This window comes from Streptomyces sp. NPDC001002 (genome assembly GCF_053599215.1).
In genome coordinates this window covers 34,478-47,948 of the sequence record NZ_JBSFLV010000072.1, presented here as the reverse complement: position 1 = coordinate 47,948, position 13,471 = coordinate 34,478, and the positions used below count along the sequence as shown (strand labels likewise).

Below are 13,471 nucleotides of genomic sequence, written 5' to 3'. Positions count from 1 at the left end.
CGACGCGATCGTGGTGGAGATGGGCCTGCCGGGCGCCGGCCTGAGCGGAGCGGTACAGATCTTCACCCACGGGGCCTCAGGCTCTCGCCCGTGAAGACCCTTCACACCGTCGGGACGACAGGATTTGAACCTGCGACCCCTTGACCCCCAGTCAAGTGCGCTACCAAGCTGCGCCACGTCCCGGTGCGGCTCACTCGTCGAAACGTGTGATCACGCAGGTAAACCCTACCGCATGCACACGGCCACCCCGCACGGTCACGGATCGGTCACCGCACCACGGAACCCCTCCTGCCGCGTGCGGCGCAGCACTACCGTCCCCTCACACGAAGTACGCAGGGGGGTACGAAAATGAGCAATCCGTACAACACTTCGCCCACCATCCCGCCCAACCCACCGGCCGGCATACCGTCGGCCGGTCCGGCACCGCGCTGGGCGAGAAAGCGGTACGTCATCCCGGCCGTCGGATTCGCCTTCCTGGTGGGCCTGTTGGCCGGCGGAGGCGACGACGGAAAGGAGCCGGCGTCGGCGTCCGCCGCTCCTCGGGTCACCGCCACGGTCACCACGACCGCCACCGCCACGGCGACGGTCACCGAGGCCGCGGATCCCGAACCGGCCACCACGGTCACCGTCCGGGCGACGCGGACCGTGAAGGCGACGGTCACGGCTGAGCCCGCCGAAGTCGCCGGTGGGAGCGACGATTCCGGCGGGCAGGACGTGTACTACGCCAACTGCGCCGCGGCCCGCGCGGCCGGCGCCGCCCCCGTCCGGGTCGGTGACCCGGGATACGGGCGACACCTCGATCGGGACGGGGACGGCGTGGGGTGTGAGTAGCGGGGCGGGGCCCGCGTAGGGGTCCGTCAGCCTCGCGGGGCGGGGCCCGCGTAGGTCCGTCAACCTCGGGGGCCAGAGGCAAGCGGCTCCGGGTTCGACTCCGCGTTCAACTCCGCCGTCTTCGACAGGTCGTTCGTCACGTCGGTGGTGGCTCGGAGTGAGCCCGAGAGTCCGCGGGCCCGCGTCGGGACCAGGAGTGCCGCCAGCGAGGCCGCCAGGCACAGCGCCGCCAGCAGGGCGAAGCCGTGGGTGTAGCCGGACTCGTACGGCAGGCCCGAGGATTGCAGGTGCCCGGTGACCAGGACGCTGGTCAGCGCGGCGCCGATGGAGCCGCCGATGGTGCGGATGTTGGCGTTCATGCCGGTGGCCGCGCCGGTCTGCGAGGGCGGCACGCTGCCGACGATGAGGTTGGCCATCGAGGCGAAGGCGAGTCCGATGCCGAGGCCGAACACGCCCGAGACCAGGGCGACTTGCCACTGCGCGTCGTGCCACAGGGCGAGCATGCCCAGGGCCAGCGCACCGAGCGCGGCACCGGTGGTGAGGAGCGACTTGGCGCCCACCGCCGGTTCCAGCCGGCCGCTGAGGATGCCGGAGACGAACATCGCGACCAGCATCGGGAGCATGAGGAGCCCGGAAGCCGTGACGCTCGCGCCGAAGCCGTATCCGGCGGCCGACGGGGTCTGCACGAAGCCCGGCAGGAAGGACCACAGCGAGTACATGCCCGCGCCGAACAGCAGCGCGGCCGCGTTGGTGGTCCACACGGCGGGCAGCCGCATCACGCGCAGGTCGATGAGCGGGGTCCGGGAACGGGCCTCGGCCAGCAGCCACAGCGCGAACAGCACGACGGCCGCGGCGAACAGGCCGATCACGCGGCCCGAGCCCCAGCCCCACACGCTCGCCTGGCTGAGCGGCAGCAGCAGGGCGACCAGCCACGCCGAGAGCAGCCCGGCACCTAGCCAATTCACCTTGCCCTCCGCCCTGTTGGGCGACTCGGGCACGTAACGCAGGGCGATGAGCGTGGTCACCGCGACCACGGCGACCGGGATCCAGAACAGCCAGCGGTAGTTGAGCGCGGACACGATGGGCCCGGCCGCCACGATGCCGACGCCACCACCCGCGGCGATGACGGCGGACAGGTTGCTGATGCTGCCGCTGACCCGGGAGGCGTCGAACTCGTCCCGGATGATGCCGAACGACAGCGGGAACAGCGCACCGCCGATGCCCTGGACGACCCGGGCGACGATGAGCACACCGATGTTCGGCGCGAGCGCGGCGAGCAGACAGCCGAGCGCCACGACGACCAGTACGGACACCAGCGTGCGCTTCTTGCCGATCAGGTCGCCGACCCGGCCCAGTATGGGCGTGAAGACGGAGGCGGACAGCAGATACGCCGTCATCACCCAGGTCGCGGTGGACTGCGAGGTGTGCAGCGCGTGCTGGACGGTCGGCAGGGCCGGCGCGATCAGCGACTGCAGCATGGAGAACACGCCGGCACCGGTCGCGAGCACCGCGAAGGTGAGACGGGTGGACTTGCGGGGCATGAAAAGGCCTCTCCGAACCGAGGGAGATGGAGAAAGGGGAGAGCGAAGGGAGAGAAGAGGGAGATGGAGATACGGGGGTGGAGTCGCGTCGGTCGGGCGTGCGGCCGCACGCATCCACACCGAGCCCACCCACACTGGTAAAGTGGAGGTACCCCTCCACTGTAGCGGAGGTATACCTCCGGTTCAACCCGCCCCATCCCGGGAGGCACCCGTGACCGCCCAGCCGTCGCCCCTCAGCGAGGCACAGTCGTTCCCCGTCAGCGAGATCGTCGCGTCCCAGCGGCCCCACCGTAAGGACGCGGCCCGCAACTACGACGCACTGCTGGTCGCGGCACGCGAGGCCTTCGCCGAGAACGGCGCGGAGGCCTCCCTGGAGGACATCGCCCGCCGCGCGGGCGTCGGCATCGGCACGCTCTACCGGAACTTCCCGACCCGCCGCCATCTCTTCGAGAGCGTGTACGCGGACGAGGTGAACGACCTGGTCCGGGTCGCCCGGGAGGTGGCCGACCAGGAGCCTTGGGAGGCCCTGTCCTCCTGGCTCGCCAGGTTCGCCGCCTACATGGTGACCAAGCGCGCGATCCGGGAGGCCCTCGACGGGGAGTCGGAGATCCTCAACGCCTGCCGCGACTCGATGTACGCCGCGGGCGGTCCGCTCTTCGAGCGCGCCCAGGAGGCCGGGGTGGCGCGCAAGGACATGGACTTCGGCGATCTGATCCGGATGGTCGCGGGCGTCACCGGGACGACCTTCCTGGACGACGCCCAGCGCGACCGGGTCCTGTCCATCGCCCTGGACGGCGTCCGCGTGATCCGCTGAGAACGGAGCCCACATGTCGCTTCTCGCCAGGCCGGTAGTGGCCGCGTTCGTCGCCAAGGCGATGCAGCGCGCGACCCTGGCCGCCGAGCGCCGCTCCGGCGGGCGCGGATCCGCTGCCGCGTCGCACGCGCGGTTCCCCGAATACCCGCGCGTGGTCACCGAGTTGACGATCCCCACGTCGATCGCTCCCGCGCGGGCCGTTGTGTACCTGCCGACGACCGAGGGCGACGATCCGCCACCGGTGCACGTCAACTTCCACGGCGGCGGATACGTGATGTCCGTGACGGAGATCGACGATCCGCTGTGCCGGTTCCTCGCCGTCGAGGCGGGAGCGGTGGTCATCAACGTCGACTATGCGGTCGCCCCGCAGCACCCGTTCCCGGCTCCCCCGCGGCAGGCGTACGAGGTGGTCCGCTGGGTCGCCGAACACGGCGCCGAGCACGGGTGGGACGGCGGGCGCCTCACCATCGGCGGGCAGAGCGCGGGAGGCGGGCTCGCGGCGGCTGTGGCGCGGCAGGCGTTGGAGGAGGGCGGGCCGTCGATCGCACTTCAGGTGCTGCACTATCCGCCACTGGACCTGACGACCGAGGCGAGGTCGAAGCGGGCCGCCGTCGACAAGCCGGTGCTGCGGCCCTGGATGGCCGACGTGTTCGACACGGCGTACATCCCTGACGTGGAGTTGCGTCGGGATCGGCTCGTATCGCCCGCGCATCCGTCGGACACGGTTTCCCTGAAGGGGATCGCTCCGGCGGTGGTCATCACCGCGGAGTTCGATCTGCTGAAGGCGGAAGCGGTGACGTATGCGGATCGGCTGCGGGCGGCGGGAGCGTTGGTGGAGTACCGGGATGTGAGTGGGGTCGATCACGGGTACGACGGCCAGGATGATCAAAAGGCCCGTGAGACCTACGAGTTGATTGCTCGTCAGGTGCGAAGGGCTTCTGCGAGCGCCTAAGAGCTCGGTGGCTTCCGGCTGTTGGCGGCCAGCGGTTTTCTGTGGCTGGTCGCGCAGTTCCCCGCGCCCCCACGGGGCGCTGGGGGAACCCGCGTTGTGAGCGCTAGCCGATCGTCCCCGGCAGCCTCACATCCAGCTTCTCCGCCTGTTCCGTCAGGTCGCGCCAGACCTTCGGGGCCACCGGGATGCCCAGCTCGCCTCGCTCCACGGCCACGGCCGCGCTGCGTTCGCCGGGGTAGTGGACACCGTCCGCGCCCTCCGCCACCGGGAGGTCCTTGAGCGTGGCCAGGGTGGTGTCGACGTTGGCGGTGAAGGCGTCGGCGTCACCGAAGGCGGCCGGGTCGAGAGCGATGAGCAGGGCGTTCTGGCGGTGCTTGCGGCCGGCCGGGTCGTCCGAGTGGAAGGCGGAGAAGATCGGCGCGCCCACCAGGACGCTGGTCAGCAGCTCGAAGGCCAGAGACATCCCGGACCCCTTGGCGCCGCCCAACGGCAGTGGCATGACCGCCAGTTCGGGGTCCGTGGTGGGGGTGCCGTCCTCCGTGGCCGCCGCGCCCTCGGGCAACGGCGTGCCGCTCGCCTTCGCCTGGCGGATCTTGCCGAGGGCGATGGTCGCGGTGGCCATGTCGAGGAGCAGCGGGGCGTGGTCGCGGGCCGGTACCGCGACGGCCAGCGGGCTGGTGGCGACGGCTGCGCCCTTGACGCCGGTGTAGCCCATGTTGGGCATGCCGGCCACGAACCCGATCCCGACCAGGCCCTGTTCGGCGATCCTGGAGACGTAGTAGCCGATGGCGCCGGTGTGCACGGTACGGCGGACGCCGACGGAGGCGATGCCCGTCACGCGGGCCCGGCGTACGGCCTCGTCGGCGGCGGCGCTGAGGGCAACCGGGCCGGGGGCGCGGTCGGCGTCGAGGACCGCGGCGGCCGGGGTGGTCGACTCGATCGTGATCTCGGCGTCGGCGTTCGCGACCCCCTTGGCAAGCAGCTCCAGGTAGGCGGGGACGCGGGCGATGCCGTGGGAGTCGACTCCGCGCAGGGCGGCCCAGACGAGCACGTCGGCGGTGGTGCGCGCGTGTTCGGGGCTGAGGCCGCCCTTCTCCAGGAGGGCCGCGGAGAAGGTGCGCAGGTTGTCGGCGGGGACCAGGACCTTCGTCGGTGTGGTGGACATGGTGGCGGGTGCCTCCTGGATCAGCGGGTGACGAGCACGTCGACGACGGCGGTGGTGCCCCCGGCCACGGCCTTGAGGGCGCGCTCCAGCGCGGGCGCGAGCGCGTCCGTGGTGTCGACGGTCTCGGTGTGCATGCCGAACGGCTCGGCGAACTGCGCGAGTCGGGGCAGCCGGCGCAGGTCGGTGCCGAGCCACTCACCGGTCTCGGCGGCGGCGCCGTCGGGGTAGAAGCGGCGGTGGTTGAGGTTCATGGACTTGTAGACGCGGTTGTTGAACACCACGATCAGCAGCGGGAGTTCGTACGCCTTGGAGGCGTCGTACGACGGGATGACCGGGTTGTAGGTGAAGGCGCCGTCGCCGATGGTGAGCACCACCGGGCGCTCGGGCGCGGCGAGTTTGACGCCGAGGGCGACCGCGATGCCCTGACCGAGGCCGCCCTGGACGTAGAAGTAGGAGTCGGGGGCGTCCGTCCGCAGGTGCCGCTTGACCACGCGGCTGTGCGTGATGGTCTCGTCGACGACGATGCCGCCCTTGCCGTCGAGGAGCCTGCGCAGGGTCGCGGCGACGAGCACGGGGTCGATGCCCTCGGCGTCCGCGGCCTTGGTCTCTGCGACGGTGACGGCGGCCAGTTCGGCGGTGTGCCGCTGTTCCTGGGCGCTTCGGCGGACGGCGATCGCGGCCTCGTCGAGATCCCTCGCCCGTTTGGTCAGCTGGCGCAGGGTGTTGGTGACATTGCCTTCCAAGTAGCGGTCGGCGAACAGGACTTGATAGACGACGTGCGGGCGCTGCGGCACCTCGTCGATGACGACGACCTTCGCCTTGGCGGGGCGGCGGGACGGCGGGTAGAAGGGGGCACGGCAGTTGACCAACAGGATCAGATCCGCCTCGTCCATCCATGGTCCGATGTCGCTGCCGGCGTGCAGCGGGTGGGTGCGCGGGAAGTTGCCGCACACCGCCGAGTCGGGCTCGACGACCGGGATGTGCCAGGCCTCGGCGAAGGCGACCAAGGCCTCGAAGCCGCCCGCCTCACGGCCCGAAGTCTCCGTGACGATCACGGGGTTGGCGGCCTCACGGATCAACTGCGCGACGGGGTCGACCTCTTCGGGCGAGCTGTGCGTGGAGCCCGGCGCGACGATCGGCTTGGCCTCACGGCCGTCCCACTCCTCAAGGAGGATCTCCAGCGGGATGTTGAGGTACGCCGGACCCGCCGGCGCCCGCCACGCCAGCTCCGCCGCCCGGGTGATCATCGTGGGCAGGGTGTGGACGCTCGCGGCCTCGTTGGACCACTTGGTGAAGGGCTGCGCGATGCCGTGCGGACCGCCCACGACGGACAGGTTGCGGTACCACTGGCCGCCCGGATCATGGCCGGGGGCGTCGCCGTACGTGGTCGACTCCGAGGAGGCGACCACCATCGGGACGCCGGCCAGGAGCGCGCCGTGCACGGCCATGGAGCCCTGGAGCAGACCGGGGGCCGCGTGCAGCAGGACGCCCTGAGGGCGCCGCCTGACCAGGCCGAAGCCGGTGGCCATGCCGACGGCGACCGTCTCGTGGGTCAGGTCGAGGTACTCCGGGGCGGGCTCGCCGTCGCGGTGCCGGCGGGCCAGCGCCTCCCACACCGGGGCCCACTCGGACCCCGACGAGCAGAAGAGGTACTCGGCGCCGACGGCGTTCAGGGCGGAGACGACGGCGTCACCGCCGTCGGCGCCCGGGTTGTACTGGGTGTCCGTCATCTCTGGTGCTTCCTCAGCCCTCGATCGGCCAGTTCAGGACCTCGGAGATACCGCGGCCCATGATCCATTCAAGCTCCTCGGGACTGAAGTCCCAGTGCTTGGTGAACTGCTCGATCGTGTCGGTGTACGTGATGCCGTGGCCGAGCAGCCGCGTGATGTCGGTGCCGTAGAAGCAGCGCCGCGGGCCCATCTTGTCGACCATCTCGCGGACGTACTTCTGGATGTTGTTGTTCGGGAAGGGCTGGGTGGAGTAGCCCGGCAGCGCCGACACCTTGACGTAGATGTTCGGGTGGGCCGCCAGGTCGGCGGTCTCCGAGACCCAGTAGCCGATCGCGTCGTCCACGCAGCGGGCCATGATGCCCATGTGATCGATGATGATCTTCAACTCGGGGTGCTTGTCGGCGATTTCGCCCAGCTCCCGCTTCCAGATCGGGGCGTGCACCATCGTCGGGATGCCCAACTCGGCGGCGACGGGCCAGTACCAGTCGTTGGTGCCGTCGATCATCCAGTTCCGGTCCTGCGGCCGGTGGAAGGTCAGCCGCGTGCCCTTCACATGCGGGTTCTGGGCGAAGTCCTTCAGCATCGCCGTGCCCTCTTCGGGCTTGTTCTGCGGGATGCGGGCCATGATGCCGAAGCGGTCGGGATGCGCCTCGCACGCCTCCAGGGCGTAGTCGATGCGGTCGCCCTCCCAGGACGGCGGCAGGATCAGCGCACGGTTGACGCCCGCCTCGTCCATCAGCTCCAGGGCCTCCTCGTAGGAGAAGGGGTCCTCCCGGTGACCGTTGAGACGGATGCGCTCCCGGGCGCCGGGGACCCAGGGGCGGTCCGGGGTCTCTTCCTTCCAGATGTGAATCTGGGTGTCGACGACGAACATCCTTCAACTCTTTCTGTCGAACGGGGTGATGGGCGTTACGGAGGGAACGCTAGGCGGGTCCCGGGGCCTTGCGGAGTCCCCGGGAGCGCAAGCAGTTGTTGCGTGAAAGTGCGCCGCACGCAGGGCATTTTCAGTTTGCGGCGACATCTTCGAAGACCGCGCGCACGATGTGTTCGGCGATCGCCATCGACGCGGTGGCGGCCGGCGAGGGCGCGTTCCGTACGGCGGTGACGCGGCCGGCCCGGTGGATGCGGAAGTCGTCCACGAGCGTGCCGTCCCGGTCCAGCGCCTGGGCCCGCACACCCGCCCCGCCTCGCACGACGTCACGGACGCCGACTCCGGGGACGTACAGCCCGGCGTCCTTCATGAAGGCCGCCGTGGAGAAGGAGCCGCGGTACTCCTTGATTCCGGTACGCCAGTGCTGGGCCGCCATCTTCCAGGCGCCGGGGTAGCCGGCGAGGCCCAGCAGGTCCCTCGGCGAGATCCTCGTCCGGGTGTAGCCCTCCCTCGCGAGGGCGAGGACCGCGTTGGGGCCGACCTCCACGGAGCCGTCCACGCGGGGCGTGAAGTGGACGCCGAGGAAGGGGTAACGCGGGTCCGGCACTGGGTAGATGAGCCCGCGCACCAGGTTCGTACGCTCCGGCCTGAGCAGCATGTACTCGCCCCTGAAGGGGATGATCCGCGGTTCTTTCGCGTCGTGCGCGAGCCTCGCGACCACGTCGGACTGAAGACCCGCGCACAGGATCAACCGGTCCACGCGAATACGTTCTTGCGCGGACCCCACCTCGATGCCACCCGGCACGTCGGTCAACGAGCCGACCGGGAAGCCCAGTTTCACCTCGCCGCCGGAGTCGACGACGTCCTCGGCGAAGGCGCGGGCGATCGCCGGGTAGTCGGTGATCGCGGTGCGCGGGGAGTGCAGGGCGGCGATCCCGCCGGCGCGCGGTTCGATCTCGCGGATCTCCTCGCGCGACAACTTCCGCAAGTCCGGCACGTGGTTGTTGCGGGCCCGCTCGAACAGGGCGTCCATCCGGCCGAGTTCGTCCTCGCGGACGGCCACGACCAGCTTGCCGATCTCGCGGTACGGGAGTTGGCGTTGCCCGCAGTACTCACGCAGCAGGGCCACGCCCCGGACGCACAGGTCTGCCTTGAGGCTGCCGGGCGGGTAGTAGAGACCGGCGTGCACGACACCGGAGTTGTGGCCGGTCTGGTGGCGGGAGACCTCCGGCTCCTTCTCGAAGACGACGACTCTGGTGCCGGGGCGGCGCAGGGCGATCTCGCGGGCGGTGGCCAGGCCCACGATGCCGGCGCCGACGACTCCGACGGTCTCGTCAGCCACGGGTCTGCTCCGGAGCACCGAGGTTGACGGCGACCGTCTTGACTCGGGTGGAGAAGCGGAGCACCTCCTCGCCCTGCTCCTTGTACGCCGTACCGGAGTCGTGGAACCCGCCGAAGGGCAGGTGGACGTCCCAGCCGGTGGTCGTGGAGTTGACCGCGACCTGCCCGCACTCGGCCGCGTCGGCGAAGCGGTACGCATGGCCCAGGTCGCGGGTGAAGACGGCGGCGGCGAGGCCGAAGTCGGAGTCGTTGACCGCCTCGACGGCCGCGTCGAAGTCGGCGACGGCCCGCAGCACGAGGACGGGACCGAAGACCTCCTCGCGCCAGATCGCCAACTCGGCGGTGACGTCGGCGAGTACGGTCGGCTGGACGTAACAGCCGTGCGCGCGCTCGCCGTTGGTGTCGGCCCGGCCGCCGGTGAGGACGGTGGCGCCCTGGTCGAGTGCGCGGGCCAGGTCGGCCAGGACGGAGTCGCGCTGCCTGGGGCTGGAGAGAGGGCACAAGGTGGTCGCCGGGTCACTGCCGGGACCGACGGTCAGGGTCTCGACCTCGGCGACCAGCAACCGCGCGAACTCCTCGTACACCGGCTGTTCGACGATCACCCGGCTGGTGGCGGTGCAGCGCTGTCCGGCCTGGCCGAAGGAGGCGGCGACGACCGCCTTCGCGGCGGTCGGCAGGTCGGCGTCGCGCAGGACTACGGAGGCGTTCTTGCCGCCGAGTTCGCCCTGGAAACGGACGTTGCGGTCGGCGAGGCGGCGGCGGATGCGGTTGCCTACGGCGTTGGAGCCGGTGAAGGTGATGCCGACGACGCGCGGGTCGTCGAGGAGGGCCTCCTCGATCTCGGCGGTGCGGCCGGTGACGACGTTCAGGACACCGGCCGGCAGGCCCGCGTCGTGCAGGGCGCGGGCGAAGTGCAGCCCCGCCAAAGGGGTTTCGGTGGCCGGCTTGAACACGGCCGCGTTGCCGGTGGCGAGCAGCGGGGCGAGTTTGCGGGCCGGGGTGATCAGCGGGTCGTTCCAAGGGCTGATCACGAGGATCACGCCGATGGGCTCGCGCTGGGTGTGCGTACGGTGGTTGGGGCGTACGTCGTGCAGGAGCGTGCCGTAGCCCTGCCGGGCGAGAGCGGCGTAATACTCCAGGAAATCCGCTGACTTGAGTGTCTCGGCCGTCGCCTCGGCGCGGGTCTTGCCGTTCTCTGCGGTGACGTCGGCGGCGATTCCCTCGACCCGCTCGCGGATCAGGCGCGCCGCGTCGGTGAATATCCGGGCCCGCTCGAAGGGGCTCGTGCGCTTCCAGACGGCGAACCCGCGTTCGGCGTGGTCGTAGGCCCTGGTGACGTCTTTCGCGGCGAGGGCGGGGACGCGGGCGATGGGGGCGCGGACGTCGGCCGGGTCGTGGACGTCGATCCAGTCGCCGGTCGTGATCCACTCCCCTCCGGAGAGGGTTTCGAGAGTACGCATGCGGTTCACCACACCTCACTGGGCGATGGGGGGCCAGAGCCGGGGCGGCACACATTGGTTGCGCTCCGTGCGAGCCGCTCATCAGGGGATTCGTGCTGGAATCGGCGGGTCGGGGGATCGGAATCGCCGAGGAGAGAACAAGACATGGGGTACGCAGTCATTGCCCGTTACCAGTGCGCGCCGGAGGACGAGGCCGCAGTGCGTGACGCTCTGCTGGAGATGCGCGAGTTGACCAGGGCCGAGCCCGCGAATGAGGCGTACGAGGTGCATGCCGTGGCCGACGGGTTTCTGCTCTACGAGCGGTATGCCGACGAGGTCGGGTTCGACGCGCATAAGGCTGCGCCGCATTTCAAGGAACTGATCGTGGAGGCTGTGTGGCCGTTGCTCAGCGAGCGAACGGTGACTTTTGCCGAGGCGCTTTAGCGTCTGCCTGGCTTGTGTGCGATGTGGGGCGCGGGTTGTGTGTGGTTGATCGCGCAGTTCCCCGCGCCCCTTAGGGCGTTCTAGAACTCGTTGCCCCAGCAGTAGCGGGCGATTGTCTCTACCAGGACCAGCTTCTGGCGCTGGGCCTCTGCTGTCAGTAGGGGTCGGCTTGCTACGTCCGCGAAGCCTCGGGACGGGGAGACCGCTCCGTCCTCCAAGTCCTTGAACTCCCCTACCGCGTCTATCCGTTCCATCACCGTGTCGATGTCTTCCAGCTCTGGTGTGGTCGCGTCTACGACGCCCAGGCAGAAGTCGCGGTCCTCCGGGAGTGCCCTGACCAGGTCCAGTTCGGCCTGGGTGCCCTGGTCGAAGGGGAGGATCCAGCGGTCGGCGGGGATGGTGGCGTACAGCTTCTCGGTGCGGGTTCGGCCCGCCTCCATGGGTGCTGCCCAGCCTGGGCAGAGGCCTATGCGGACGCCCTCGGGGCGCTTGTCCAGACGTACCGCCAATGCCTCTACGGCGAGCGCGTCCTCGAAGGACAGCGCGCCTCGGTCGCCTTCCAACTGAGCAAGCAACAAGGGGTTGTTGAGCTGGATGAGGCGTACGCCCCTCGCGACCAGCAGCTCGATCTCCGCCCGGATGATCTCCGCCAGGGCCTCGCCCAGCTCGCGGGCGGAGGACACTCCGAGGCCGGGCTCGTACGTCGTGGCGGCCAGGTAGGCCGGGGAGGGCAGCGATGCCTTCGGGGCGATCACCGTCAGTTCGGCGAGCTTGGCGGCCGAGTCGGCGAGCAGCGGGCCGGCCGTCTTCGGGAGGGATTCCGCGATCCAGCGGGCTAGGCCGTCGGGGTCCGTCTCGTCAGTGCGACGAAATCCTGACACGCCGTCAAGTACTGCGCTGCGGAAGTCCTCCCGCGGAAAGTCGCCGTCGGTGACGACCGTCGAGCGCAGCTTGCGCTGGAAGGCCACCGCGTCCCTGACCGCCTGCTCTACGCCGATCGTGGCGAGGTCGCCGGGGCGGACCAGGCTGCCGTGGTGGTCGATGCGGTAGTTGAAGGTGTCCGCCATGTCGTCACGCGTCCTTTCCGGACGGAGTCGGCTGAGACGGATTACCCGTTGTGCCCCACGCCGCGAACTCCAGCTCGTAGCCGAGGGATTCGAGGACCTCCTCGGCGATCCGCTGGTCCTCGTCCGCCGTGCCGCCGGCGATGCCGAGGCCGCCGATGATCTCGCCGTTCCTCTTGATGGTGAGGCTGCCTTCGGTGGCCATGATCGGCATGGACGCGCCGGGGAGTTGGGAGAGCTGGGAGAAGAAGACGGGCTGGCTCTCCTGCCACTTCTTCAGCATCTTGCCGGGGCGTTGCATGATCGCGGCGGTGTACGCCTTGGCGCGGGCGATGTCCGGGGTGAGCGGGCGGGCCCCGTCCGGGCGGCGGATCGCGATCGGGAAACCGCCGGCGTCCACCACGGCCACGCTCACCGCCTTTCCGATCGCCTGGGCGCGCTTGTGGGCGGCGTCGATGATCTCCTCGGCGGCGTCCAGGGTGAGGCTGCTCATGCGGCTTCCTTCGGTGCGGTGAGGGTGCGGCGCAGGTGGGCGACGGCCGCGTTGTACTGCGCGGGTGCCTCCCAGTACATGGAGTGCGGGGCGTCCGGGACGATCTCCAGGTGCGAGCCTGGAAGGAGTTCGTGGGCGCGGGCGACGGTCTTTACGCTCAGCACCGCGTCCTTCTCGCCGGCCAGGAAGGCGACTTGGATGCCCGAGGCCTGGATCTCCTCCAGGGAGGGGCCGTTGGTGTCGAGGTTGCGCAGGTCCTGCATCCGGGCGACGTTGAAGGTGCCCATCTGCTGGAAGAGGAAGGTCAGATCGGCGCGCTCCCGCTGGAACTGCCGGGTGAGCAGCCGGTCGATGACGGGCAGCTTGACGGCCTCGGCGCGGTCGGCGGCGGCCAGTTCCTTGAGCTCGGGGTGGCTGATGCCGCCGAGTGAGTGGCCTAGGACCACGGACGAGACGCGCTCGGGGCGCAGCAGTCCGGCGCGCAAGGCGGCGACGGACCCGATGGACTGACCGACGAGCATGGCGTCGGTGATGTCCTCGGCGTCGAGGACCGCGACCACGTCACCCGGGAAGTCCTGGCCGTCGAACTCGGCCATGGACGAGTCGGACTTGCCGAAGCCGCGCAGATCCACGGTCAGGATCGTGAACTCCTGGCGCAGGGCGGCCACTTGCTGCCACCAGGCCGCGTGATGGCCACCGCTGCCGTGCACGAGCAGGATCGCCGGGCCGCTGCCGTGCCGCTCGTAGTAGATGGAGGTGCCGTCGGAGTCGGCGATGGGCATGAGG

The 13,471-nt window shown here is 70.1% G+C and carries 13 protein-coding genes and 1 tRNA gene; 4 read left to right on the top strand and 10 right to left on the bottom strand.

Annotation, left to right across the window (positions count from 1 at the left end; translation table 11 throughout):
- Positions 1–109: 109 nt before the first annotated feature.
- Positions 110–183, bottom strand: a tRNA-Pro gene (locus ACWDR3_RS28900).
- Positions 184–348: 165 nt separating this feature from the next.
- On the opposite strand from ACWDR3_RS28900, the gene ACWDR3_RS28895 reads away from it, so the two are divergent.
- Positions 349–831, top strand: coding sequence for an excalibur calcium-binding domain-containing protein (locus tag ACWDR3_RS28895; protein WP_450355503.1), 483 nt, complete (start codon positions 349–351; stop codon positions 829–831).
- A 59-nt stretch (positions 832–890) separates the two neighbouring features.
- Here the strand turns inward: ACWDR3_RS28895 and ACWDR3_RS28890 are convergent, their stop codons facing one another.
- A complete protein-coding gene (locus ACWDR3_RS28890) occupies positions 891–2,372 on the bottom strand; it encodes an MFS transporter (RefSeq protein ID WP_450355502.1) in 1,482 nt (493 codons plus the stop codon).
- Between the two features lie 211 nt (positions 2,373–2,583).
- On the opposite strand from ACWDR3_RS28890, the gene ACWDR3_RS28885 reads away from it, so the two are divergent.
- Positions 2,584–3,186 (top strand): TetR/AcrR family transcriptional regulator, encoded by a 603-nt coding sequence (locus ACWDR3_RS28885; RefSeq protein WP_450355501.1) that lies wholly within the window; start codon positions 2,584–2,586, stop codon positions 3,184–3,186.
- 13 nt (positions 3,187–3,199) lie between these two features.
- Positions 3,200–4,138: an alpha/beta hydrolase gene (locus ACWDR3_RS28880; protein ID WP_450355500.1), complete on the top strand. Its 939-nt coding sequence runs from the start codon at positions 3,200–3,202 to the stop codon at positions 4,136–4,138.
- A gap of 103 nt (positions 4,139–4,241) precedes the next feature.
- On the opposite strand, the gene ACWDR3_RS28875 is transcribed toward ACWDR3_RS28880, so the two are convergent.
- The 5 genes from ACWDR3_RS28875 to ACWDR3_RS28855 form a co-directional block, all read right to left on the bottom strand.
- Entirely contained in the window at positions 4,242–5,303 is a 1,062-nt protein-coding gene (locus ACWDR3_RS28875; RefSeq protein WP_450355499.1) for an Ldh family oxidoreductase, read from the bottom strand.
- 20 nt (positions 5,304–5,323) lie between these two features.
- Entirely contained in the window at positions 5,324–7,033 is a 1,710-nt protein-coding gene (locus tag ACWDR3_RS28870) for a thiamine pyrophosphate-dependent enzyme (protein WP_450355498.1), read from the bottom strand.
- Positions 7,034–7,046: 13 nt separating this feature from the next.
- Positions 7,047–7,907 carry an amidohydrolase family protein gene (locus tag ACWDR3_RS28865; RefSeq protein ID WP_450355497.1) on the bottom strand — a complete coding sequence of 287 codons (861 nt, stop codon included), beginning with the start codon at positions 7,905–7,907 and terminating at the stop codon, positions 7,047–7,049.
- A gap of 130 nt (positions 7,908–8,037) precedes the next feature.
- Positions 8,038–9,246 carry an L-2-hydroxyglutarate oxidase gene (lhgO, locus tag ACWDR3_RS28860; RefSeq protein WP_450355496.1) on the bottom strand — a complete coding sequence of 403 codons (1,209 nt, stop codon included), beginning with the start codon at positions 9,244–9,246 and terminating at the stop codon, positions 8,038–8,040.
- A complete protein-coding gene (locus tag ACWDR3_RS28855) occupies positions 9,239–10,705 on the bottom strand; it encodes an aldehyde dehydrogenase family protein (protein ID WP_450355495.1) in 1,467 nt (488 codons plus the stop codon). Before ACWDR3_RS28855 ends, lhgO begins: the two co-directional genes overlap by 8 nt.
- Before the next feature lie 144 nt (positions 10,706–10,849).
- Here ACWDR3_RS28855 and ACWDR3_RS28850 point away from each other — a divergent pair, with 144 nt between their 5' ends.
- Complete coding sequence (locus tag ACWDR3_RS28850; protein WP_450355494.1) at positions 10,850–11,128, top strand: putative quinol monooxygenase; 279 nt, start codon at positions 10,850–10,852, stop codon at positions 11,126–11,128.
- Between the two features lie 80 nt (positions 11,129–11,208).
- Here ACWDR3_RS28850 and ACWDR3_RS28845 read toward each other — a convergent pair whose 3' ends face one another.
- From ACWDR3_RS28845 to ACWDR3_RS28835, 3 genes are read right to left on the bottom strand one after another with little or no spacing between them, the layout of a single operon-like run.
- A complete protein-coding gene (locus ACWDR3_RS28845) occupies positions 11,209–12,195 on the bottom strand; it encodes a methionine synthase II (cobalamin-independent)-like protein (protein ID WP_450355493.1) in 987 nt (328 codons plus the stop codon).
- 4 nt (positions 12,196–12,199) lie between these two features.
- Positions 12,200–12,685 (bottom strand): GlcG/HbpS family heme-binding protein, encoded by a 486-nt coding sequence (locus tag ACWDR3_RS28840; RefSeq protein WP_450355492.1) that lies wholly within the window; start codon positions 12,683–12,685, stop codon positions 12,200–12,202.
- Positions 12,682–13,467, bottom strand: coding sequence for an alpha/beta fold hydrolase (locus ACWDR3_RS28835; protein ID WP_450355491.1), 786 nt, complete (start codon positions 13,465–13,467; stop codon positions 12,682–12,684). Before ACWDR3_RS28835 ends, ACWDR3_RS28840 begins: the two co-directional genes overlap by 4 nt.
- Positions 13,468–13,471 lie beyond the last annotated feature (4 nt).

Coding starts and splice junctions, on each gene's coding strand:
- ACWDR3_RS28895 (WP_450355503.1), top strand. CDS start 349: ATGAGCAATCCGTACAACACTTCGCCCACCATCCCGCCCAACCCACCG.
- ACWDR3_RS28890 (WP_450355502.1), bottom strand. CDS start 2,372: ATGCCCCGCAAGTCCACCCGTCTCACCTTCGCGGTGCTCGCGACCGGT.
- ACWDR3_RS28880 (WP_450355500.1), top strand. CDS start 3,200: ATGTCGCTTCTCGCCAGGCCGGTAGTGGCCGCGTTCGTCGCCAAGGCG.
- ACWDR3_RS28875 (WP_450355499.1), bottom strand. CDS start 5,303: ATGTCCACCACACCGACGAAGGTCCTGGTCCCCGCCGACAACCTGCGC.
- ACWDR3_RS28870 (WP_450355498.1), bottom strand. CDS start 7,033: ATGACGGACACCCAGTACAACCCGGGCGCCGACGGCGGTGACGCCGTC.
- ACWDR3_RS28865 (WP_450355497.1), bottom strand. CDS start 7,907: ATGTTCGTCGTCGACACCCAGATTCACATCTGGAAGGAAGAGACCCCG.
- ACWDR3_RS28855 (WP_450355495.1), bottom strand. CDS start 10,705: ATGCGTACTCTCGAAACCCTCTCCGGAGGGGAGTGGATCACGACCGGC.
- ACWDR3_RS28850 (WP_450355494.1), top strand. CDS start 10,850: ATGGGGTACGCAGTCATTGCCCGTTACCAGTGCGCGCCGGAGGACGAG.
- ACWDR3_RS28845 (WP_450355493.1), bottom strand. CDS start 12,195: ATGGCGGACACCTTCAACTACCGCATCGACCACCACGGCAGCCTGGTC.
- ACWDR3_RS28840 (WP_450355492.1), bottom strand. CDS start 12,685: ATGAGCAGCCTCACCCTGGACGCCGCCGAGGAGATCATCGACGCCGCC.
- ACWDR3_RS28835 (WP_450355491.1), bottom strand. CDS start 13,467: ATGCCCATCGCCGACTCCGACGGCACCTCCATCTACTACGAGCGGCAC.